Consider the following 23205-nt stretch of genomic DNA (forward strand, 5'->3'; position numbering starts at 1 on the left):
AATCACTCATACTTTAGTAGTGATACTCAAAGTCTGACCAGACGGCACTCTGATCAGCATGTCATACCCGGTATCGAGACCTTGATCTATGACGACGGCCCGTCAGGACATCATAGAGACTGAAATCCCTGTATCCCAGTTGCAGATCGGGATGCATGTGATTCGTCTGGACCGGCCATGGGAAGACACCGATTTTCTGCTGCAGGGATTTATCCTCCAGACTGAAGAAGATGTTCTCGCCGTTCAGCAGCAGTGTGAAAAAGTCACCGTTGAAGGGAAAGTTCATGTTGTGCCAGAGCCCTTTGAACGGTCACCGGTGCCGGTGAGCCGACGGAAAACCTACGGTAAAAGCGGCCCATCCGACAACTCACAGACCTCATCCTCGATTCCCAAGCGAAAAGTTACCTACGTCAACAAGGTAGACGCCAGCCGTGAAATGTCTGCGGCACGTATGAGCTATACCGAGGCCAAAGCCACTGCAAAAAACATCATGTCCAGCCTGCGACTCGGTCGCACACTGGAAATGAACCATATCCATCAGGTGGTGGATAGCTGTGTGGACAGTGTGCTGCGAAACGACAATGCCCTGCTGCTGCTAACAAAGATCAAAAACAAAGACGAATATACCGCCGAACACTGCATCAATGTGTCGATTCTGTCAGCAGCGTTTGCCAAGCACCTCGGGCTCCTGGAAGGAGAGATTCGCACTGTCGCCCTGTGTGGCCTGCTTCATGATGTCGGCAAAATGCGCATCGACGATGAGATCCTCAACAAGCCGGGGGCGCTTACGCCCGAAGAATTCGCGGTCATGAAGAACCACACCACGTTCGGCCGGGATGTGCTGGCTGCGATGCCCAGGCTCGCCCATTCCGCCGTCGACGTGGCTTATTCCCACCATGAACGCATGGACGGCAAGGGCTACCCCCGCGGCCTGTCCGGGCACCAGATACCACTCTTTGCGAAGATCGTGGGGCTGGTGGACACCTACGACGCCATCACCAGCTCACGAGTCTATGACAAGGGCCGGGCTTCGATGGAAGCGCTGCAGATCATCCACCGCAACAAGGGCGCCCAGTTCGATGCGGAGCTGGCGGTGGAGTTTATCCGCATGGTTGGCGTTTACCCGCCCGGTTCCATCGTGGAAATGACCAATGGAGAGGTAGGCATCGTGGTGGCCACCCATCCCACCAGTAAGCTCAAACCGCGGGTGCTGCTTGTGCGAGACGCGAACAAGCAGCCGCTGGCCACCTTCCGTGAAGCAAACCTGTTAAACGAAGCGCAGGACAGCGCAGGACAACCCTACAAGATTGCCCGGGAAGTGCCGGACGAGAGCTTCGGCATCGTAATGAAGGACTTCATCGAACAGGGCATTCTCAACCGTAAAGCACCGGACGTGTCAGCTTCGGTCGATGACGGCCATGGTGAGTCTTGAGATACAGGTCAGCTTGCCTTCCTCGTTTTCCAGCTTTATTTCCCAGACCTGCGTTGTGCCGCCGATATGAACCGGGCGTGCGGTTCCGTAAACCCAGCCCTTGGTAACGGAGCGGATGTGGTTGGCGTTGATGTCCAGCCCCACCGCAATCTGGTTCTCCTTGCGCAGGCAATAGTTGGCGGCCATGCTGCCCAGAGTCTCCGCCAACACCACTGACGATCCGCCGTGGAGAATGCCAAACGGCTGAACCGTGCGCTCGTCGACCGGAATCCGGCCAATCACGTAGTCATCGCCAATTTCCACGTACTCAATACCCATGGTCTCGACAGCGGTGTTTTTACTGGCTTCGGCCATTTGTTCGAGGGTGGGGATACTGCGGGTCCAGATTGCCATCGACTGCTACCTCCTAGTGTTGTGGGTCCTGCAAGCTGAGGTACCCCAAAGCTCTTCAGTGTATACAGATAGGTAGCGAACGACCATAGGGTGGGTATCCTGTAAACGCATCCCACCAGGCAAGACTAATCACACCCAAAATTGTTATTGATAATCGTTTGCATTGGAGATTATTACTGCTAGTCTTTCAGTGAGTCGAGGCAAACAGGAGAAGGTGTGATGAGCCGAGCAGCAACTCAATTGGCCGGCAACGCCAACAGCATCTTTCAGGCGTGGCTGGATCTGAAACAGCAGACTGATCGCAACGTACAACTCCATACCAACCGCAGCCCAGAGACAAAGCGCACGGAACAGTCGCAACGTTGATTCAAACAGTTTTTTCAACATCACCCCGCCATGAGTGTTCTGGTGCGATCGCTCGCCCACACGGTTGAATTCCAGCCGGATCACCGCAACAAAGAAGATTATAAGGCAGTTGTCAGAATACATCCCTTGATCAAAAAGGACAGGTTACATGAAAGTACTGATGGTTCTCACCTCGCACGATCAGATGGGAGATACCGGGCACAAGACCGGCTTCTGGCTGGAAGAGTTCACCGCCCCCTATTACGTTTTCAAGGATGCTGGCGCAGACATCACCGTTGCCTCTCCCAAGGGCGGGCAGCCACCCGTCGACCCCAACAGTGAAACTGAGGATGCACTGACGGAAACCACCCGTCGTTTCCAGCAGGACGCCCATGCCAAGGAAGCGCTCGCCAGCACGAAGAAACTGGCGGATGTGGATATGAACGACTATGACGCCCTGTTTTACCCCGGAGGCCATGGCCCATTGTGGGATCTGGTGAACGATGACAAGTCCGTCGCTCTGATCAAGGCAGCCTACGAACAGGACAAGGTCATTGGCGCCGTATGCCATGCCCCGGCGGTCTTCAGAGACGTCGAGATCAAGCCAGGGCAGAACCTCGTCGGCGGTCGCAACGTGACCGGTTTCAGCAACAGTGAGGAAGACACCGTTGGCCTGACCAACGTTGTGCCATTCCTGCTGGAAGACATGCTGAAGGAAAAATCCGCCACCTACACCTGCGGGGATGACTTCACACCGCACATCGTGGTGGACGGTAAGCTGATTACCGGGCAGAACCCGCCCTCCTCGGAAGGCACCGCCAAGGCGGTGATGCAGGCCTTGCAGCAGGGCTGATCAGCGATCCTGAACTTGCTCCCCGGCGTGACTGATCAGCACGCCGGGAGCGCCTTCCTCCAGCGTTTTCCGGATGGCGTCCGGCAGTGGCGTCTTCGTCATTGTCGACGGCTGGATCAACACGTAAGTGATATCAGCCTCTGCCACCAGCAATCCATCACCGTACCGATAAAATTCAAGATGCACCGTGAATGAGGTGTTACCGATACGGCCAGCTCGTATCCTGGCTTCCAACACATCATCAAAGCGCGCCGGTGCCCGATAGTTCACGGTGAGACTCACTACCTGAATGTCCAGATCCTGATCCAGCAGATTCTGGTAATCCCCGAACAGAACGCGGATATATTCATTAACGGAAATGTCCACGTAATCCGCGTAGCGTGCATTGAACACCACACTCTGGGCATCGCATTCACCGTAGCGGACGCGAAACCGAAACCGGAATGGCAGGTCGGTCGATTCAGTCATGGTCACTCAGCCCCAAAATCCGAGAAGCCCCCAGCCTACCCCATCCAGAAATCATTTTCTGCCGGTACTGCCATTAAGAACCAGGTAACAACCATAGCCGATCACAACACCCCAGAACGCAGACGACAGCCCGAACACCGACATGCCAGAGGCCGTCACAATAAAGGTGATCAATGACGCTTCACGATGGCTGGCATCTTCCAGCGCGGCAAACAGGTTGCCCGCAATAGCCCCCAGCAACGCCAGCCCCGCAAGTACCGCAACAAAGGCCGCAGGCAGTGAGGTGAACAGACTGACGATGGTACCGGCAAACAGGCCACCCACCAGATAGAACACGCCGTTAAACACACCGGCAACGTATCGACGGGAGGGGTCTTCGTGGGCATCCTTACCCGTGCAGATGGCGGCGGTGATTGCCGCCACCACCGTGGTGATACCGCCAAAGAACGCCATCGGCAGCGATACCAGGCTGGTCACCCCGATGATCGGCTTGGCCCTGACCGGGTACCCGGCCCCCTGAAGGATTGCCATGCCTGGGAGAAATTGCCCGGTCAGGCTCACCAGTACCAGCGGAATCGCCAGGCTCAACGTTGATCCAAGGTTCCACTCCGGCTCAATGAACTGTGGGACTGCAATACTCCAGCGCACGCCAGACAGTGATGCCCCTTCCAATACCACTGCCAGAATCACACCGGCAATCAACAGCAAAATCAGGGTGTACTTGGGAAACAGACGACGGAACACCACGTAGGAAAGCAGCATGCCAATCGCCAGCGCCGGGGTTGTTTCAATCGCGGTAAACGCCCCCACGCCGAACTGGAACAGGATGCCCGCCATCATGCCCGCGGCAATGCCCTTGGGAATGGCACGAACGAACGTGTCAAAGGTGCCTGAGACACCAATGATAAAAATGATGACCGCCGCCGTAATATAGGCGCCTACGGCCTCATTCAGCGACAGTTCCGGAAACAGCGCCACCAACAACGCGGTGCCGGGCGCCGACCAGGCAGTGACGACCGGCGCCTTGAGCCAGATCGACAGAATGATGCCGGAAACCGCCGCACCCATGGAGATTGCCCAGACCCAGGACGTCATCATCTCGTCGGAAATGCCAGCACTTGCTCCAGCCTGGAACAGGATGGCCAGCGGCCCGGAGTAGGACACCAGAACGGCCAGAAACCCGGCCACAATGGCCGGCAAAGAAAGGTCTTTCAGAAGTCTCGACATAAGCGCAATCCGTTGTTGGTTTTATGATTCTGCTTAACGAAAAAGGGCCCCAGGCGCTTACACGCCGGGGCCAAGGAGGGTCAGACTGACTGTCTACCCTGGGTTGCATCCGCATCCGGCCTACCCCAGATCGCCCCCAGCAACGGGAATAACGGTACCAGTAATATAGCTGGCAGAGTCTGACGCCAGAAACAGAATCGGTTCGGCCTGCTCGTCCAGGGTTCCATAACGATTCATGAAGCTGTTTTCCGTGGTCTGGTCAATCAGCGTCTGATACCAGGCCTTCTCCTGCTCACTCTGCTCTTTTGCATTGCGCGGCGTCAGGCGCGGGGGCGCTTCTGTGCCTCCGGGGGCGGCGGCATTTACCCGGATATTGTGCGGCGCGTATTCATAGGCCAGGTTCACCGTCATCGCATTCACGCCGCCCTTGGCCGCGCCATAGGGCACACGCATCAGCCCGCGCGTTGCCACCGACGATACGTTCACGATGACACCTCCCTTCTGCTGAAGCATATGAGGCAGAACCGCCCGGCAGCACCACAACGTGGTAAACAGTGAACGCTGGATTTCCTTCTCGATCTGCTCCGGGGTGTAGTGTTCAAACGGCTGTGCCCAGATCGTACCGCCGACATTGTTGATCAGAATATCGATGCGACCGTACTGCTTCTGCGCTTCTGCCATAACGCTTTCAGCACCGACCCAGGTTTCCAGATTGGCCTGGACAGCAACGGCATCAGCCCCCTGGTCACGCAACTCCGCGGCAACGCCCTGAACGTAATCCGCAATATCAACCAGAAGCAGCCTGGCGCCCTCGGCGGCGGCCAGCTCGGCCACGCGCTTGCCAATCCCCTGGGCGGCGCCGGTAATCACCATGACCTTGTCGGTGAAGCGGTCTTTCATGCGACCTTCTCCCTGGCCGACGGTGCACTGGGTGTGAACTTCTCGTAGTGGAAGGAGTTCGGTTCAATGCCCTTCTCACGGAAGAACCCGAGCACGGAATCCACCATGGGAGGGGGACCACAAAGGTAGACATCGACGTCGCCGTCGTTCACCGGCGCTTCGTCCATATGCTGGGTGACATACCCCTTGCGCGGATGGTCACTTTCTTCGCCAGAAACAACCGTCACGTAGCTGAAGTTGTCCAGCTCCGCGGCAAAACGGTCCAGAATATCCAGGCACACCAGGTCATCGTCATTGCTGACGCCATACACCAGGTGAGTTGGCTGATCACAGCCATTGGCTTTCAGATACTCCAGCTTTGCCAGCATCGGCGCCAGGCCGGTGCCACCTGCCAGCATCAGTATCGACCGTTCAACGGGACGTAGATAGAAGCTGCCCATCGGGCCGGTCAGGGTCACCTTGTCACCAGTGCGCGCCTCGCCCACGAGCCACGAACTCATCAGCCCGCCCGGCACGTTGCGAATCAGGAAACTGAGATCGCGGCTGCCGGGCGGCGAGCTGAAGGAGTAGGCCCGGGTCTCTTCGGAGCCTGGAACCTGAATGTTCACGTACTGTCCCGGCAGAAAGGCAATGTCTTCATCGGCCGTGATCTTCAGCTCGATCGACGTGGGCGAGATCAGGTTCACCTCGGCCACCGTCCCTGCCACTTCCGCATTGCCGGTCTTGCACATGGTGGAAGCGACTGGCACTTCCACCACACAATCACTGGAGGGCACCATCTGGCAGGTCAGCACCATGCCCTGCTCGGCTTCCTCGTCAGACAGCGCTTCGTCAATGTATTCATCACCCATGTCGAACTCGCCCTGACGGCAGGCACCCTTGCAGGTGCCGCAGACGCCATCGGAGCAGTCCATGGGCAGATTGATCTGCGAACGGTAGGCGGCGTCCAGAACCGTCTCGCCTTCGTTGCAGGACACAAAACGGGTAACGCCGTCTTCAAAGTTAAGCGCGATGTTATAACTCATGATGATGCTCTCCCCATCAATTACAGGTGATAAACGTCCAGCACCTGATTGATGCAATCGTTGTTCAGGACCATCCTCTTCTCCCGGATCAGCGGCTGGTCGCCGGTGACATCCAGGGTGTAGAAAGACGTTCCAAAGAATTCCGCAGTTTTCTTGTAGCGATAGGACTTGGTCAGCCAGTTAAACCGCAATGTCACTTCACTCTCGTTCTGGGACAGGATCTCCAGATTGCTGGTGAAATGGGTCGTGCGCGGCTCGGGCATGGAACTGGCGCCGGAACGCTCGGTTTTGATCCGGTAGATCCGGTCTTCCAGGCCTTCCTTGTTGGGGTAGTAGATGAGCGAGATCTCGCTTTGCGGATCTTCTGTCAGCTCATCGTCATCGTCCCAGGCCGGCATCCAGTAGGTGACGTCCTCGTGGTAGCACTCCAGCCACTTGTCCCACTCCCGGTCGTCCAGAAAACGGGCCTCACGGATGATGAACTGTTCGATATCGTGATAGCTCAGGCTCATGCGGAAGCCTCCTCTGAATCTGTTGAACTCGAAGCCAAAGGAATGAAACGGGCACGCTCGGCCTCGATGGCGCGAGTCATCTCAACCTGCCAATGCTTGTGGTGATTCACATACAGGCCTTCGTCGTCCGGGCGGGCGCCGCTCATGGTCGGCTTCATGTCGATCTGGTCGGCGTGCTCATCCGGGCCATCGATCCAGTGGGCCGCGCCGCGGCTCATGTCGTTCCAACGCATGTCACGGGCTTCGTAGCCGTTCTGGCAGGCACGGAATTCCTCCAGATCGTCCGGAGTGCCCATACCGGTCACATTGAAGAAATCCTCGTACTGACGGATGCGCTTGGCGCGCAGCTCTGCCGGCTCGTTCTTCGGGCCAAAGGCGTAAATGGTGACTTCCGTCTTGTTGACGTCGATCGGCCGGGTCACCCGGATCTGGGTCGAGAACTGATCCATCAGGTAAACGTTCGGATACAGGCACAGATTCTTGGTGGTACGAACGATGGAATCGGCACGAGCTTCGCCGTAGGTCTTCTCCAGACGTTCCAGCTGGCTGAAGATCGGGCGCACTTCCGGGTTCAGCAAGCGGGTCCACAGCATCATGTGGCCGTTCTCGAAGGAGTAGAAACCACCCTCGGCAGACCAACTCTTGGCATCCACCGCTTCGGTGCCGCCCTTGTCGTAATTACGCTGGCCCATGGTGGAGAGGTAGTTCCAGTGCACGGTGCCCACGTGGTAGCCGTCCGCACCGTTTTCGGCGGTCAGCTTCCAGTTACCTTCATAGGTATAGGTCGAACTGCCCCGCAGGATTTCCAGGCCGTCTTCCGACTGATCCACGATGTTGTCGATGATCTTGGTGGTTTCACCCAGATGCTCTTCGAGCGGAAGCACGTCGGCATTGAGACTGCCGAACAGGAAGCCACGGTAGTTGCCAAACTTTGGCATTTGCTTCAGGTCGTGGGAGCCATCGGTATTGAACTGCTCCGGGTAACCGCCCTTCTTCTGGTCCTTGGCCTTCAAAAGCTGACCGTCGTTGCGGAAAGTCCAGCCGTGGAACGGGCAGGTAAAGGAGGTCTTGTTGCCACGCTTTTTACGGCACAGGGTGGCGCCACGGTGCGAGCAGGTGTTCAGTATGGCTTTGAGCTCGCCATCCTTGGTGCGGGTGATTACTACCGGCTGGCGACCCACGGTCACCGTGAAGTAGTCGCCCGGCTCCGGAATCTGGCTTTCATGGGCGAGGTACACCCAGTTGCCTTCAAAGATGTACTTCATCTCCAGGTCAAACAGTTCCTGGTCGGTGAAGATACCCCGATCACACTGATAACGGCCGGTTTCCGGATCCGCGATCACCGCGTCGCGTACTTTGTCTGCAAGCTTGTCGAGTTTGCTAGTCATGTCGTTCACTCCGTCTTGTTCTTGGGTGGCGCTTAGGCAACGTCGGTTTCCAGGGCGCGACGGCGTGCGTGGCGTTCCTGGAGCTCGGGCTTGTCTGTCGCAACCAGAGTGACGTTGAACTCAACCTCGGTAATCGGTCCGTTCACGCCATGCTGTGCACCTGTTTCCGACTGCTCAACACGATTGGCGGCAACCACCAGTTCTTGGCGGGTGGCAAATGCAAAGTCGTCGTAGGTGTACTCGTCACCGGCAATGTTGATCTGCGTCGTCAGGTGCTTGTAACCCGGCTTCGACACAAAATAATGAATGTGCGCGGGGCGTTGACCGTGACGGCCCAGATGATTCAGCAACTGCTGAGTGGAGCCTTCCGGCGGGCAACCGTAACCGGACGGCATGATGCTCTGGGCGGCGTACCGGCCTTCGGCGTCGGTTTTGATACGACGGCGCAGGTTGTACTCGCTCTGCGATTGGTCGAAATAGGAGTAGGCACCCTTGGTATCTGCGTGCCAGATATCCACGACCGCGTTCGCCAGCGGCTCACCGTTTTCATCGGTGATTCGGCCCTTGATCAGGATGGCTTCGGCGTCCTTGTCGGAGCCGTCGTCCATGCGATCAAAGCCTTCGCTCATGGGGGCGCCGGCAACGTACAGCGGGCCTTCGATGGTGCGCGGCGTACCGCCGGTCAGGCCGGCCTGCTCGTCTTCGGCGTCCTGGCGAATGTCCAGGTAACGGTCCATACCCAGGCCCGGCGCCAGCAGGGCTGCCTCACCATTTGCGCCCAGTTCGCCCACGTAATAGACGGCGCTCCAGAACTCCTCGGGCGTGACATCGAAATCTTCCACGATCTGGAAAATATCGTGCATGACGCGATGAACGATCTTCTTCATACGCTCATTGCCACCGTCCTTGTCGAAGCCGGCTACTTTCTCCAGCAGTTCCTTCACATCTGCGGATTGCATGGTCTTAACGGTCATTGTTGGTCTCCTCGGTCTTTTGTTGTTGTTGCTCCAGACATCCCAATCAATTGGCAACAAGTTCTGTGTGGCGCCTGAAAACATTGGGCGCCGGTATTGGCTGATTACGCCCGTTAGCGGTCATCCTCGTGAATGGATGACGGGTGACGGCACAGGGGCGCAACGGTGATATCCATGTACGGGAACAGCGGAAGGTTGCCGACCAGGTCCTGCAGCTCGGCGTTGTCCTCCACATCAAAAATACTGACGTTGGCGTAGCTACCCGCCACACGCCACAGGTGGCGCCATTTGCCCTTTTCCTGCAGGTCCTGGGCGTAAGCTTTTTCCCGGGCCTTGATGTCCGCTACCACATCGGCGGGCATGTCGTGGGGGATGTTCACTTTCATCTCAACTTTGAACAGCATGTGCTTTCCTCCGTTATCCATTCTTGCGGCGTACTTACGGCCGGCGCCCTATGCGTCTCTGCGATAGACCGCCAGCTTGTCTTCATCAATCTCGACACCCAGGCCCGGGCCCTGCGGCAGGTCCACGCCGTTGGCGTGGAAGTTCAGCGGGCGCACCACGATGTCGTCTTTCATCAGTAGAGGGCCGAACATCTCTGTTCCCCAGTGAAGGGTTTCCAGCGTGGACCAGGCGTGCAGGGACGCGGCGGTACCGATGGTGCCTTCCAGCAGGGTGCCGCCGTACAGTCCGAGTCCTGCGGACTGGGCAACCGTCGCCTGTTCCAACGCCCGGATCGGGCCGCCAGCCTTGGCAATTTTCATGGCCACCGCACCGGCAAATCCTCCGGCCGCCAGGGCAAACAGGTCCTTGGCGTCGGCTACGGATTCATCGGCCAGAATCGGGATATGGAATTTTTCGGACAGGCGTACCAGGGCGCCAAAATCCTTCATCGGGGTAGGCTGCTCCACCAGATCAATGCCCGCGGCCTGCAACTCAGCCATACCCTTGGCTGCCGTGGCTTCATCCCAGGCCTGATTGACGTCAACACGCACACTGGCCTGCTCGCCCACGGCTTCCTTGATAGCCGCCACATGGCGCACATCATCCATCACTGCGCGAGAACCAATCTTCAGCTTGAAATCGCAGTGGCGTTGTTGCGCGATCAGACTGTGCGCCTCATCAATATCTTTGGCGGTATCGCCACTGGCTAACGTCCAGAGCACCGGAATGTGCTGATGCAGAGCGCCGCCGAGCAGATCGGAAACCGGACGATTCAGGCGCTTGCCCTGCAGATCCAGCAGCGCGGTTTCAATGGCAGACTTGGCCAGGTTGTTTCCGCGGGTCGCACGGTTTAGCCTTACCCTAAGAGTATTGATGGCATCCGCTGGCTGATCGATCAGCAGTGGCTTGAAATAGGTGTCGATGGTAAGTTTCACGCTTTCGGGGCTTTCCGGGCCGTAGGCCAGACCACCGATCGTGGTGGCTTCACCCAAACCTTCCAGGCCATCGGAATCCTTCATCCGCACGATCACCATGGTCTGAACCCCCATGGTTGTCATGGATAGTTTGTGCGGCCGGATGGTCGGGATATCGACCAGGATGGCTTCAATGGACTGAATGGTGGCGGACATGTGCTCTCCGAATCGCAAGTTAAAATACCTGTCATTCGGACAGTACGAAGTTTCACGTATGGGAACCAATATTGATTAAGTACGAAGCGATACCCTGGAGGTATGGATGGAGCTGAGACACTTGCGCTACTTCGTGGCGGTGGCAGAGGAACTGAACCTCACCCGTGCTGCGGAAAAGCTGTTTATCGCCCAGCCACCTCTGACCCGTGCCATCAAACAGCTGGAAGAAGAAGTGGGGGTTGCGCTGTTCATCCGGAAGCCCCGGGGGCTGGTATTAACGACCGGCGGTGAATACTTTCTTGAGCAGGCACGGCAGATTCTCGGCAAGATGGCCGCAACCGTCAGCGACACCCGCCGGATCGCCCAACACCGCAAAACCGTTTTTTCCATCGGCTTCGTCCCCTCCGTGTTCTACGGGCAACTGCCACTGATGGTCAGACGCCTGCGGCGCAACAAGAACCTGGAAATCATCCTGCACGAACTGAAAACACGGGAGCAGGTAGATGCGCTGAAATCGGGGAAGATTGATATCGGTTTTGGCCGGGTGCGCATCGAAGACCCGGACGTTGAGCAGGAACTGCTGTTTGACGAACCCATGATTGCCGCCATTCCTGCTGGTAACCCCCTGACCCGGCATCCGCCATCGATGAAGGAGCTGTCGGAATGGCCGATGATCACCTTCCCGTCCGGCCCGGGACCGAACTTCGCCGATCTGACCCAGGGCCTTTTCCACCGCCGAGGCCTGCGAGTCAACGTGATGCAGCAAGTCAACGACGTGCAGACGGCGCTCTCCTTGGTGGCTTCGGACATGGGGTTTACCCTGGTGCCGGAGCAGGTCCGGCGGTTGCACCGGGAGGGAGTGGACTATATGCCCCTGGAAGACGACAACATCAGCGTACCGGTTATTGCGTCACGGCGACGGGGAGAAAACCCCAATGCGGTCATGCGGCTGGCGAACACGATTCTGGATGAGCTGGTGGAAAACCGGCTGACGGGCCGGTATCCGTGATTTCAGCGGGTCGTTCGCCGTACCGCCTCGGCCGCCTGCTGCAACCGGGGCAAATACACCCCCATCAGTGTCTCCATATCCACCCGCGCCGCATTGGTACTGATATTGATCGCGCCCAGCAGCTCGCCATTGCCGGCAAACACCGGCACCGCAGCGGAACGAAGGCCTGAGTCGAGCTCCTGATCCACAATCGAATAGCCCTGCTCCCGAACCTTCGCGATGTCTTTCTTCAGGGCATTGGCATTGGTAATGGAAGAAGCCGTATAGGGCTCGAGCTTCACCCGAAGAAGTAACGCCTCCAGCTCCGCTTCCGGCAACTGCGCCAGCAGCACCCGGCCCATAGAGGTATAGGCCGCCGGCAGACGTGTGCCCACAGAAAGGGTAATAGCCATCAGCCGGTGTCGGGCCGATGAGCGCACCACGTACACCACATCGTCACCGTCCAGCACCGCCAGTGAGGATGACTCACCCAACTCGGCCGTAACGTCCTCAAGGTATTGCTGGATTACCGCCCGGTACTGATTCGACGATTGGTAGGCATAGCCCAGCTGCAAGACGCGAGGGGTCAACTCGAACTGTCGGCCGTTACGTTTTACGAACCCCAGCGCGTGAAGAGTAAGCAGGAAACGACGCGCCTTGGCCCGGTCCATATCCGTCCGTGTCGCCACCTCGCTCAGGGTCATCCGTGGATGCTCAGCGTCAAACGCCTGCAACACCTCCAGCCCTGACGCCAGCGCACCTACATAATCCCGGTCTCCGGGCCTGAGAACCTGATCGTCCATTCCTGCTCCTTACTCGCCTGAACACAGCCTGTTCGAATGGTAACAGCTCGTTCGCTATCCGAACATCCGTGCATTTTTGGTAACTGGTGAAAATTTGTACTTGACGACGACAAAACCTTCGAGTCATTATGTTCGCATATTAAACTTATGTTCGTATATCGAACTTTTCAACAATGCACTGCACTGGAGATTCCGTGATGGCTGAATTTCTCTCTCTCAAGGAAGCCGTGAGCCGCTATATCAGCAATGGCGATACGGTCTGTATGGAAGGCTTTACGCACCTGATCCCCTTCGCTGCGGGCCACGAAATCATTCGCCAGGAAAAGCGCGACCTGACACTCATCCGCATGACACCGGATCTGGTGTACGACCAGATGATCGGTGCGGGTTGCGCCCGAAAACTGATCTTCTCCTGGGGCGGAAACCCAGGCGTGGGCTCACTGCATCGCCTGCGAGATGCCGTCGAGAAAGGCTGGCCGAATAAACTGGAGATCCTGGAGCACAGCCACGCTGCCATGGCCTGCGCCTATGAAGCCGGTGCTGCCGGCCTGCCACTGGCAGTGCTCCGTGGCTACGTGGGCAGCGATCTGCCAAAGGTGAATGACCAGATCAAATTCATCGAGTGCCCGTTCACCGGAGAGCGCCTGGCCGCCGTGCCATCGGTACGTCCAGACGTTGCTGTGATTCATGCCCAGCGGGCCGACCGCAAAGGCAATGTACTGATAGAAGGCATTGTGGGTATCCAGAAAGAAGTGGTTCTAGCCGCCAAGCGCAGCATCGTCACCGTTGAAGAAGTGGTGGACGATCTGGGCGCTTCCGTGAACGCCTGCGTGTTGCCGTCCTGGGCGGTTACGGCCATTGCCGAGGCCCCAAAAGGCGCCAGCCCGTCCTATGCGCTGGGCTATTACGACCGCGACAACGCTTTCTACAAAGAGTGGGACGGCATTGCCCGGGACCGGGAAACCTTCCAGAGCTGGCTGAAAGACAACGTATTTGAAAAAGGAGCTGCGTGATGAGCCTTGAATTTACCTCTTCGGAAATGATGAGCGTCACTGCCGCCCGCGCACTGACCAACGACATGACCTGTTTCGTCGGTATCGGCCTGCCCAGTGAAGCCGCCAACCTGGCACGCCTGACCCACGCGCCCGACGTCACCCTGATTTACGAATCCGGCACCCTGCAGACCAAGCCGGACGTTCTTCCACTGTCCATCGGTGATGGCGAACTGTGCGAATCGGCGTTGACCACCGTCGGCGTTCCGGAGATGTTCCGCTACTGGCTCCAGGGCGGCCACATCAGTGTCGGCTTCCTGGGCACCGCCCAGATCGACCGTTTCGCCAACCTCAACACCACCCTGATTGGAGACTACCGCGAACCGAAAGTGCGGCTGCCAGGCGGTGGCGGTGCCCCTGAGATTGCCACCAACGCGAAGGAAGTGTTCATTACCGTGAAGCATTCCAAACGCACCTTCGTGAAGGACGTGGACTTCGTCACCACCGTTGGCTTTGGACGTGACGGCACCGCACGGGATAATGTCCCTAATATCGGTCGCGGCCCCACGGTGGTGATTACCGATCTGTGCATTCTCAAGCCCGATCCGGACACCAAAGAACTGGTGGTCACATCCTTACACCCGAACGTAACCCGGGAAGAAGTGATCGAAGCGACTGGCTGGGAGATCCGGTTTGCAGAACAGCTGGAAACAACGCCGGAACCCAGTGCCAAAGAGCTGGACATCCTGCGTGACCTGAAAGCGCGCACACATGCACATCATGCCGGCCAACAGTGAGGACTATCATGACTGACGTTTATCTCTGCCACCCCCGCCGTTCGGCCATTGGCCGTTTCGGCGGCACCCTGGCCAGCGTTCGCCCCGATGACCTCGCGGCGCATATCTTCAAGGCTGTACTGGAACAGGCCCCGGAACTCGACCCCGCTGCCATCGACGAGGTGATGATGGGGTCTGCCAACCAGGCCGGTGAAGACAACCGCAATATCGCCCGGATGTCTGCCCTGCTCGCAGGCCTGCCCACCTCCGTGCCCGGCACTACCCTAAACCGCCTGTGTGGCTCCGGCATGGACGCAGTGGGCACCGCCTTTCGTGCCATACGCGCCGGCGAAATGGAGCTGGTGCTGGCCGGCGGCGTGGAATCCATGTCCCGTGCGCCCTATGTGATGGGCAAGGCCGACTCGGCTTTTTCACGGGGTCAGAAGATCGAAGACACCACCATCGGCTGGCGCTTCGTGAACCCGCTGATGAAGAAGCAATACGGCATCGACTCCATGCCGGAAACCGCGGAAAACGTCGCCGAGCAGTACCAGGTGTCGCGGGAAGATCAGGACCTGTTTGCCTTCCGTTCCCAGGGAAAAACCGCCCGGGCACAGAAGGAAGGCCGCTTCGCAGAAGAAATCGTGCCGGTATCCATACCGCGCCGAAAACAGGACCCGCTGGTATTCGATGCCGACGAACACCCCCGTGCAAGCACCCTGGAGAAACTCGCCTCCTTGCCAACCCCTTTCCGGGAAGGCGGAAGCGTGACAGCCGGCAATGCCTCCGGCGTCAACGATGGTGCCGCGGCTATGCTGGTTGCCAGTGAAAACGCGGTAAAAGCCCACGGCCTGAAACCCATGGCCCGCATCCTGGGCATGGCCACGGCCGGCGTGGAACCGCGTATTATGGGCATTGGCCCGGTCCCCGCCGTTCGAAAACTGCTGGAGAAGCAAGGCATCGGCATTGACGACATCGACGTGATCGAACTGAACGAAGCCTTTGCCGCGCAAGGACTGGCCGTACTACGGGAACTGGGCGTTACCGACGACGACCCCCGGGTCAACCCGAACGGCGGCGCCATCGCCCTTGGGCATCCACTGGGCATGTCTGGCGCACGACTGCTGCAAACGGCAGCCCACCAGCTGCAACACACCGGCGGCCGATACGCGCTTTGCACCATGTGTGTGGGCGTCGGCCAGGGTATTGCAACACTTATCGAACGCGTCTGAGGCAAGGAGCTACCATGGCTTTTCTGAAACATAACGGCCGCACTGTCTGTTACCGCCTGCTCGGTGATAGCGCGAAACCGCTGCTGATGCTGGCACACCCCCTGGGCATGACGCAGGCCGTGTGGGACGACATGCTCCCTGCACTGCTGAACAGCTTCCGGGTACTCACCTGGGACTTGCCAGGACATGGCGCCAGCGCGGCCTGGCCAGAGGCCAGTGACCAGATCGCCCCTGAAGATCTGGCACAGGAGGCCCTCGCACTCGCCACTGCCGCCGAGGCACAGCGTTTCCACTTCGCGGGCACGTCCATCGGGGGCGTGATTGGCCAACAGCTCGTCAGCATGCATGCAGACCGATTGCTGTCCGCCACACTCACCAACACCGGAGCCGTCATCGGCACCCCCGACGCCTGGAACACCCGTTCTGCGAGCGTTCTGGAACTGGGCCTGAGCACCATGGCGGTGGATATTGTGCCGCGCTGGTTCGGCCCCGCCGTCTGCGAACAGCAACCAGCGCTGGTGGAAGGCTGGCGCGTGATCATGGGGCGCGGCGATAACCGTAGTTATGCCCTGCTGTGCGAAATGCTGGGGCGGGTCGACTTCCGCAAAATGCTTGGCGAGCAACGCGTACCACTCCGGTTGGTGGGAGGGTCCGACGACGTGGCCACACCGCCAGACACCCTGAGGGCGCTGGCCGACGTCAGCGGCGCGGTGGAGCCGGTCATTCTGGAGCAGGTTGGCCACGTGCCTTCCGTTGAGTGCCCGGACAAGCTAACCCAGATCCTGGTCAACAACCTGGCCTGATCGACATAAAAGCCAGGCCCGTTCGTCTCCCGGCCTGGCTTTTACTCTCGCCAGCACCCAACTTCACTATACGGACACACCTCTGCACTCAGCGGATAGTGGCGCCGCCAAAAAAGCCTTAGCGTTTCAGCACAATCAGAACTATTGCCCTGCGGAAACACCACTATGGCCGACACCCTCGCGTTCGAACAGGAACCGACACACTCCGGAACCTCCAAAACTCCCATCTACGGCGCACTGATCCTGGCGTTAGTGGGCATCGTATTGCTGCTTGCCACGGCAGGCAGCCTCCTTCAGGTTGTTGCCGCAACTCTGACCCTGGGTCTTGTTGCCGCCGCTCTCGCCCTCTGCGTGAAATGGCAGCCAGAGGTTATCACCGTCCGTGAGGAAATACCGGTGCCCGTACCGGAACCTGTCGCAGAGCCGGTGCCGGAAACCAACCTGCAAGAGCAACCGTTAGCCCCCGACCCCATGCTTATCAGCCACCTCGACGATTTGCGCAATAATGTCGAGGTCATCCTGGAAGAAATGGGCGAGGCCGGCAAACTCGCCAAGGCATCGGGCGCCAAGGTCACCCACAGCGCCAGCTGCATTTCCGACTCCGAAGCCTCCATCCGGGAGCTGGCCGACTTCATGGGACGCATTGACGAGGTCTTCACACAACTGGGTACACAGTCCGAGGAAATTGGCACCATCGTCGGCAACATTCAGGATATTGCCAAACAGACCAATCTGCTGGCCCTGAACGCTTCCATTGAAGCCGCCCGGGCGGGGGAACATGGCAGGGGGTTCGCCGTGGTGGCAGACGAAGTGCGCCATCTTGCGGTTCGTGCCAACGAATCCAGCGAAGGCATTCGCGCCATCGCCAACAGCCTGACAACCACGTCGGTGGACGCGGGCAATGGCATGGAGAGAATCCGCGAGTCGTGCAACCAGTGCCTGGGCCAGTCCGGTGAAGCCTTACAGGCAATGAAGGATATTCAGGCCGGGGCCGTGGCCCGAATGGAAGTGGTGCAGGGAATTACCGAGCGCTTGCAGGTGCAGCGCGAGCTTACCGATCAGCTTTATACCGACCTCAGTACTGCACGCTGATCCGTGTTGCCGGGCCCTTCCCTCCGCCGAGTGACAACCACAGACATTAGGGCCCGTTCTCACTGCTGGCTTTGAAGCGGCGATACAGTGTCGCTCGACCAATGCCCAGCCGTTTCGCTGCCCGGCTGACATTGCCTCCCTCAATAGCCAGCGCTTCGTCAATAACATTACGTTCCAGGGACTTGAGGGTACCGCCTCTATTCACCGTACGATTGCTTCCAACGGCCACGGTTGTCGGGGCCGCTATTTCTTCCGGCAAATGGCAAAGTTCCAGCACTTCATCAGGCTCCGCCAGTGCGTCGGCATGGGTCAGAGCGTAAATGAGCTCACGGACATTTCCCGGCCAGTCGTAACGGATCAATCCATCCAGACAGTCTTGTGAGAGCTCGCGACTGCCCTGTGTCAGAGCCCGGCACCGGTCGACAATGAAGTTTTGCAGGTCCGAACGTTCCGCCAGCCTTGGCAAGCGTACTGTCATACCTTTAATGCGATAGAGCAGGTCTTCGCGGAAATCCCCGTTTTGGGCGGCTTCCGATAGGTTCCGATGGGTTGCGCAGATCAACTGAAAACGGACCGGCTTCGGTGTTGCACTTCCGAGACGGGTCACTTCCCGAGTTTCCAACACTCTCAATAACCGCGACTGAAGTCCCAACGGCATGTCACCAATTTCGTCCAGAAACAGGGTGCCACCATCCGCATGCTCAATCTTGCCAGGAGCACCCCCTCGCCGAGCACCCGTGTAGGCACCCTCGGCATGGCCAAACAATTCGCCTTCAATCAGCGACTCCGGGATGGCGGCGCAGTTGATGGCAACGAACGTGCCGGAGGAAGACATGCTGCCACTATGAAGCGATTTCGCCATCACTTCCTTCCCGGTTCCGGTCTCTCCCAGTATCAGCACCGGCAATCCCTTCTCCATCGCTCTGCCTGCAAGGGTGGCCTGACGGCTGATGGCAGGATCACCAAAATCCGTGGAGTCCGGCAAACGCTTCGCCGGAGGATTCGCAGAACTGCGCCTGACGGTTTTTCGAGCATCGGTATTCACCGGGCGAAGCGAAAATGACAGCCCGGAGTGCATCCTGGCCGTCATCGGCTGCTTCCGACCACGAAACCCATCGACCAGCTCATCAAAGCGCAGGTCAAACAGATCCTGAAAGCACAACGTCTCATCCGTTGAGGCCAGCCCCGTCAACTCACGCACACGCGGCGACAGACCCAGCACCTGCCCCTCCTGCCCAAGCGCTACCAGTAGATCACCAGAGGCACGAAGATCATTCTGTTCCCAACCTAGGCTGACCATGAGCCAGGGCGACAACATCCCCATCAACTGGCGTTCGACCCGAGCCGAACACTGTTGCACCAACGAAAGAGCGCTTCCCGGCTCCAGCGGATTACCACGGGTAATATCGATGGCACCTAGTACCCGGCCCATGGGGTCGACAATGGGAGAAGCCGCACAATTGAATACCCGGTTGGCATGCAGGTAGTGCTCAACTCCAGAGACCAGTACAGGACGCCGTTCTGACACGGCACAAGACATCGCAGAAGTGCCGATGGTCGCCTCGGAAAGGTTGACGCCCTGCCGGAACGCACCGTTAATCAGAGTGTTAGCGCATCGCCCCGAACGTCGCGCCGCCAGAGCAACCCCTTTGTCATCCGTCAGTAGGACGGAATAGCCGGCGCCATTAACGGTCTGGCCTAACTGTTCCAACGGCTGGGTGGCCGCCTCCAGCAGGATTTGGTTGCTGTCCATGAGCTCCAACAGACCGCTTCTGGACACAGTGTCGAATTGAACCCGTTCACTGACGTTTTTGCTCGCTGCGGAACAACGCTGCCAGGAATTGACAATAGCATCGTCAATCAAGCCCGTTGGAATCTGACCATGTTCGAAAAACGTTTCACGTGCCTTGGCTCGCCTGTGGTCGGCAGGAATAATGGCGTTCATAATGTTACCTCTCTCGCAGGGCTGATTATCTTCGTTTGATGCGACCCTGCGTTCTGGCCATGTCGGCTCTTGTTGTCATACCCGTGAAACTTTAACACGTTTATTTGTAACGATTGCGTGGAAATTCGTTGGTATGCCACGCACTGTCTCATTATGAGACAGTGTCTCGGTGTTTCTCGGATTGGGACATTCATGACTTCGCCCAGCCCCCTCTCCAAATAGCCACAACCACTTAGACTTATGAATTAAAACATTTTTTCATAAACTTAAATTACTGGCACGATCATCGCTATCCGTTTTCGCGTTGACAAAAACAACACGAAATCTGGAGACCAACCATGCGATCGACCTTAAAGAACATACCATCCAAATCATTTGCCATGGGTTCTGCCCTAGTGTTTGCCACCGGCCTTTTCACCGCCACGACCCAAGCAGCCGAAATTGCCACTGACCCCGGCGACTACACGCCACTGCCTGCGGGCGTGAACCTCGGCATCCTCTATGGCCAGTACGCCACCCGCGATACTGTCTACGCCAATGGCGACAAGGTGCCCGTGGATGCTGGACTGGATACCACCATCGGTCTCGCCCGTTTCGTTCACTACATGGACATTGGTGGTGTGATTGTGGACCCACAGATCATTGTGCCTTTCGGCAAGGTGGAACTGGAGGAACCGTTTGGCCCACTTCAGCCCACGTCGGAAAGCGGTGTCGGCGACCCTATCGTTGGTGCAACTGCCTGGGTTCTCAATAACCCCGATAATCAGCAATGGGTTGGCCTGTCCGCTTTCGCCTCTGTGCCTATTGGCCAGTACGATGAGAATAAGGGGCCGGTGAACATTGGCGAGAACCGCTGGAAAGGCATTTTTCAGGCGGCCTACGTCAAACATTTGAGCAACAGTGTGGTCCTGGACCTGATCGCGGAGTATTCCGTGTATGGAGACAATGACGATTTCCTGGGCTTCGAACGCGAACAGGAAGATGCCCAAAGCCTGCAGGGTCATCTGCGTTACCTGTTATCCAAGCAAAGCCATGTTGCCCTTTCCTACTACCATTCCTTTGGAGGCGAAACCACCGTTGGCGGACAGGATCAGGACGACCGCGTCAACACCAACCGCTGGTTGGCCACCTATGCCACCTTTGTCGACCCGACCGTGCAACTGCAGGTTCAGGCCGGCCAGGACATTAACGTGGAAAACGGGTTCGAAGAGGATACCCGCGTGAACTTCCGCGTACTGAAGGTATTCTGAGCCCATATTCACAAGAAAGAGCCTGCTAACCCAGGCAATGATTCCGGAGAAGACTATGAGTCAGATGAGCGAAGAGACCAAAGAAGCCATCGACCAAATCAATCGCTTAAGCCGCCGCAGCTTCCTGAAGGCCGCCAGCGGACTTGCGGTGGCGGCCTCCATCGGTACCGGGCTGTTGGGTGCAGCGAATGCGTTCGCGTCCATGCCCGAAGGTATCAAGGTCATGTCCGCCAGCGAATACCAGGTCATGCACCGACTGATGCAGGTGGCGCTGGCGAGCGAGGGCACCGGCCTGGTTCCCGCCAGCGAGATTCCAGTGATGCAGACTCTGGATGCCGCACTGCTGGCCACCATGGAACCCCATATCCTGGAAGGTCTGAAAGGTGGTATCGCTTACTTCAATGACGGCCCCAAAGCCGAGTATGGCAAGCCCTTTGTGGAATTATCCGACAAGCAAGCCGCAGCCTTTTGTGACACCTGGGCCGATTCCGATGAGGTGCCCCACCGGGCACTTGCCATGGGCCTGAAAAAGCTGGTTGGTCTGGCCTACTGGGCGAACCCTCCCACCTGGGAGCCCCTGGGATACGGCGGCCCGGTAACGGATAAATGGAACCTGGAATCGTTGGGCAACGCCCCTCTACCGAAAAGCTGAAGGCGGGAGTAGATCATGCAAGACACAATCAAGGCTAAAAACGTGCCTGCCCACGGTTTGCAGGTAACCCAGGCGTCTGATGTCACCAGTGAGAACATTGAACTCAATGCAGACGCAGTGATCATCGGTTCTGGCGCTGGCGGTGCCATTGCCGCCTATGAGCTGGCGAAGGCGGGCAAAAAAGTGGTGGTTCTGGAAGCCGGCCCCTACGTGCCTTCCGAAAAATTCACCGAAATGATGGCCGTGTCCATGGACCAGCTTTACGCGGACCAAGGCGGCCAGGCCAATTCCGCCGGTGACATCTCGATCCTGCAGGGGGCCTGTGTGGGTGGCTCTACCGTTGTAAATGCCGCACTGTGCTTCCGCACCCCTGACTATTATCTGGACCGGTGGGCAAAAGAGTTCGGGCTGACAAACCTGACTCCCAAGGTCATGCGCCCATACTTCGAGAAAGTCGAGGCCAATCTCGGCATCTCCCCCAACAAGGCCTTTGAAACCAGCCCCGGCGCCCAACTGCTCAAGAGCGGCATGAAGAGACTGAACCTGCCGGAGGGCAATGCCGTACGCAACATCCGCAACTGCGCCATGACCGGCTTCTGTTTCGCCGGCTGCAAGTCGGATCGCAAACAGTCCATGCTCATTACTTACCTGCCCTGGGCCGTGGCCTACGGTGCAACCATCTACTCCGACACCCGGGCCACGCAAATCCTGGCGGAAAATGGAAAGGCAACCGGCGTGCTGGCGGAAATCGTCGACCAACAAAGCAAGACCGTCAAAAGCAAACTCAGGGTTAATGCCCCGATTGTGGTCGGTGCCGCCGGACCGATCCAGATGCCCATCCTGCTGCAGAAAAGCAATCTGGCCAATGGTAACGGCCAGGTTGGCAAGAACTTCGCCTGCCACCCCACCATGTCGGTCACCGGTATGTTCGAGGAGAATGTCGACAACTTTTACGGCGCCACTCATTCGCTGTACATGGACAAGTACACCATGCCGAAGGACGGTGGTTACCTGTTACTGGATGCCATTCAGGACCCGGTAGAGGCCAGCTTCCAGGTGGAGCCGGGCACCGGCAAACCCTACGCGTCCTACATGTCGAAATACCGGAATACCGTTCGCCTTATTACCCTCATCCACGACCAGAACGTGGGGGAGGTGAACTGGAAGAACGGCGTCAAGGAAATCAAATACTTCGTGGACGATGCCGACTTCGAGATTATGAAGGAAGGCCTTAAAACCAATGCCCGGGTGCTGTTTGCCGCCGGCGCCAAGCAACTCTATATCCCCACGTCCCAGAAACTGACCATCGATAGTGCGGATCAGATCGATGCGGTGATCGATAGCCTCGACAATGAACCGGCGCGCTACCGTTACACGTCTTTCCACCCTCAAGGCACCTGCCGCATGGGCGCGGACCCAAAGACCACGGTGGTTTCGCCCATGGGTGAAACCCACGAGGTGAAAAACCTCTACATCGTGGATGCAAGCCTGCTGCCTACATCGATCGGCTACAACCCTTCGGAAACCGTGTACGCACTGGCCCATTACATCAGCGACCAGATCAACCGGGCCCATGCCTGA

The 23205-nt window shown here is 58.0% G+C and carries 24 protein-coding genes; 12 read left to right on the forward strand and 12 right to left on the reverse strand.

Annotation, left to right across the window (positions count from 1 at the left end):
- Nucleotides 1–88 precede the first annotated feature (88 nt).
- Complete coding sequence (locus R1T46_RS02270; protein WP_317307189.1) at nt 89–1432, forward strand: HD-GYP domain-containing protein; 1344 nt, start codon at nt 89–91, stop codon at nt 1430–1432.
- Here the strand turns inward: R1T46_RS02270 and R1T46_RS02275 are convergent.
- Nucleotides 1397–1825, reverse strand: a complete 429-nt coding sequence (locus R1T46_RS02275) for a hotdog fold thioesterase (protein WP_036202370.1) — start codon at nt 1823–1825, stop codon at nt 1397–1399. The genes R1T46_RS02270 and R1T46_RS02275 overlap by 36 nt on opposite strands.
- A 219-nt stretch (nt 1826–2044) precedes the next feature.
- Here R1T46_RS02275 and R1T46_RS02280 point away from each other — a divergent pair, with 219 nt between their 5' ends.
- Nucleotides 2045–2191, forward strand: coding sequence for a hypothetical protein (locus R1T46_RS02280; RefSeq protein WP_317307190.1), 147 nt, complete (start codon nt 2045–2047; stop codon nt 2189–2191).
- Nucleotides 2192–2339: 148 nt separating this feature from the next.
- Nucleotides 2340–3023, forward strand: coding sequence for a type 1 glutamine amidotransferase domain-containing protein (locus R1T46_RS02285; protein WP_286749940.1), 684 nt, complete (start codon nt 2340–2342; stop codon nt 3021–3023).
- Here the strand turns inward: R1T46_RS02285 and R1T46_RS02290 are convergent, their stop codons facing one another.
- The 9 genes from R1T46_RS02290 to R1T46_RS02330 form a co-directional block, all read right to left on the reverse strand.
- A complete protein-coding gene (locus R1T46_RS02290) occupies nt 3024–3491 on the reverse strand; it encodes an acyl-CoA thioesterase (RefSeq protein ID WP_286749941.1) in 468 nt (155 codons plus the stop codon).
- 51 nt (nt 3492–3542) lie between these two features.
- Entirely contained in the window at nt 3543–4718 is a 1176-nt protein-coding gene (locus tag R1T46_RS02295; RefSeq protein ID WP_286749942.1) for a benzoate/H(+) symporter BenE family transporter, read from the reverse strand.
- Between the two features lie 120 nt (nt 4719–4838).
- Nucleotides 4839–5618 carry a benzoate diol dehydrogenase BenD gene (gene benD, locus R1T46_RS02300; RefSeq protein WP_286749943.1) on the reverse strand — a complete coding sequence of 260 codons (780 nt, stop codon included), beginning with the start codon at nt 5616–5618 and terminating at the stop codon, nt 4839–4841.
- On the reverse strand, nt 5615–6643 hold the full coding sequence (gene benC, locus R1T46_RS02305; RefSeq protein WP_075195454.1) for a benzoate 1,2-dioxygenase electron transfer component BenC: 1029 nt from the start codon (nt 6641–6643) through the stop codon (nt 5615–5617). The genes benD and benC overlap by 4 nt, the downstream gene beginning before the upstream one ends.
- A 20-nt stretch (nt 6644–6663) precedes the next feature.
- Nucleotides 6664–7155, reverse strand: coding sequence for a benzoate 1,2-dioxygenase small subunit (benB, locus tag R1T46_RS02310; RefSeq protein WP_075195455.1), 492 nt, complete (start codon nt 7153–7155; stop codon nt 6664–6666).
- Nucleotides 7152–8543, reverse strand: a complete 1392-nt coding sequence (locus R1T46_RS02315) for a Rieske 2Fe-2S domain-containing protein (RefSeq protein WP_286749945.1) — start codon at nt 8541–8543, stop codon at nt 7152–7154. The genes benB and R1T46_RS02315 overlap by 4 nt, the downstream gene beginning before the upstream one ends.
- A gap of 32 nt (nt 8544–8575) precedes the next feature.
- Nucleotides 8576–9517 carry a catechol 1,2-dioxygenase gene (catA, locus tag R1T46_RS02320; RefSeq protein WP_286749947.1) on the reverse strand — a complete coding sequence of 314 codons (942 nt, stop codon included), beginning with the start codon at nt 9515–9517 and terminating at the stop codon, nt 8576–8578.
- A 113-nt stretch (nt 9518–9630) separates the two neighbouring features.
- Nucleotides 9631–9921: a muconolactone Delta-isomerase gene (gene catC / locus R1T46_RS02325; RefSeq protein WP_007152837.1), complete on the reverse strand. Its 291-nt coding sequence runs from the start codon at nt 9919–9921 to the stop codon at nt 9631–9633.
- A 48-nt stretch (nt 9922–9969) separates the two neighbouring features.
- Nucleotides 9970–11091: a muconate/chloromuconate family cycloisomerase gene (locus tag R1T46_RS02330; protein WP_286749949.1), complete on the reverse strand. Its 1122-nt coding sequence runs from the start codon at nt 11089–11091 to the stop codon at nt 9970–9972.
- Between the two features lie 106 nt (nt 11092–11197).
- Between R1T46_RS02330 and R1T46_RS02335 the strand changes: the two genes are divergently transcribed.
- Nucleotides 11198–12100 carry a LysR family transcriptional regulator gene (locus R1T46_RS02335; RefSeq protein WP_286749950.1) on the forward strand — a complete coding sequence of 301 codons (903 nt, stop codon included), beginning with the start codon at nt 11198–11200 and terminating at the stop codon, nt 12098–12100.
- A 2-nt stretch (nt 12101–12102) separates the two neighbouring features.
- On the opposite strand, the gene R1T46_RS02340 is transcribed toward R1T46_RS02335, so the two are convergent.
- Nucleotides 12103–12882 (reverse strand): IclR family transcriptional regulator C-terminal domain-containing protein, encoded by a 780-nt coding sequence (locus tag R1T46_RS02340; RefSeq protein WP_317307191.1) that lies wholly within the window; start codon nt 12880–12882, stop codon nt 12103–12105.
- Nucleotides 12883–13079: 197 nt separating this feature from the next.
- Here R1T46_RS02340 and R1T46_RS02345 point away from each other — a divergent pair, with 197 nt between their 5' ends.
- From R1T46_RS02345 to R1T46_RS02365, 5 genes are all read left to right on the forward strand, one after another.
- The gene (locus tag R1T46_RS02345) at nt 13080–13895 is read left to right on the forward strand and encodes a CoA transferase subunit A (protein ID WP_136633519.1); all 816 of its coding nucleotides are present in this window, start codon (nt 13080–13082) and stop codon (nt 13893–13895) included.
- Complete coding sequence (locus tag R1T46_RS02350; protein ID WP_286749953.1) at nt 13895–14671, forward strand: CoA-transferase subunit beta; 777 nt, start codon at nt 13895–13897, stop codon at nt 14669–14671. The genes R1T46_RS02345 and R1T46_RS02350 overlap by 1 nt, the downstream gene beginning before the upstream one ends.
- A gap of 8 nt (nt 14672–14679) precedes the next feature.
- Nucleotides 14680–15882, forward strand: a complete 1203-nt coding sequence (pcaF, locus tag R1T46_RS02355) for a 3-oxoadipyl-CoA thiolase (protein WP_407070162.1) — start codon at nt 14680–14682, stop codon at nt 15880–15882.
- 14 nt (nt 15883–15896) lie between these two features.
- Nucleotides 15897–16685, forward strand: a complete 789-nt coding sequence (locus R1T46_RS02360; RefSeq protein WP_317307192.1) for an alpha/beta fold hydrolase — start codon at nt 15897–15899, stop codon at nt 16683–16685.
- A gap of 165 nt (nt 16686–16850) precedes the next feature.
- Complete coding sequence (locus R1T46_RS02365; RefSeq protein ID WP_317307193.1) at nt 16851–17777, forward strand: methyl-accepting chemotaxis protein; 927 nt, start codon at nt 16851–16853, stop codon at nt 17775–17777.
- 46 nt (nt 17778–17823) lie between these two features.
- Here R1T46_RS02365 and R1T46_RS02370 read toward each other — a convergent pair whose 3' ends face one another.
- Nucleotides 17824–19722: a sigma-54-dependent Fis family transcriptional regulator gene (locus R1T46_RS02370; protein ID WP_317307194.1), complete on the reverse strand. Its 1899-nt coding sequence runs from the start codon at nt 19720–19722 to the stop codon at nt 17824–17826.
- 338 nt (nt 19723–20060) lie between these two features.
- Here R1T46_RS02370 and R1T46_RS02375 point away from each other — a divergent pair, with 338 nt between their 5' ends.
- The 3 genes from R1T46_RS02375 to R1T46_RS02385 are packed head-to-tail and all read left to right on the forward strand — an operon-like array spanning nt 20061 to nt 23205.
- On the forward strand, nt 20061–20972 hold the full coding sequence (locus R1T46_RS02375; protein ID WP_317307195.1) for a transporter: 912 nt from the start codon (nt 20061–20063) through the stop codon (nt 20970–20972).
- A gap of 55 nt (nt 20973–21027) precedes the next feature.
- The gene (locus tag R1T46_RS02380) at nt 21028–21624 is read left to right on the forward strand and encodes a gluconate 2-dehydrogenase subunit 3 family protein (RefSeq protein WP_317307196.1); all 597 of its coding nucleotides are present in this window, start codon (nt 21028–21030) and stop codon (nt 21622–21624) included.
- Nucleotides 21625–21639: 15 nt separating this feature from the next.
- Complete coding sequence (locus R1T46_RS02385) at nt 21640–23205, forward strand: GMC family oxidoreductase (protein ID WP_317307197.1); 1566 nt, start codon at nt 21640–21642, stop codon at nt 23203–23205.

The organism is Marinobacter salarius, assembly GCF_032922745.1.
Lineage (GTDB): Bacteria > Pseudomonadota > Gammaproteobacteria > Pseudomonadales > Oleiphilaceae > Marinobacter.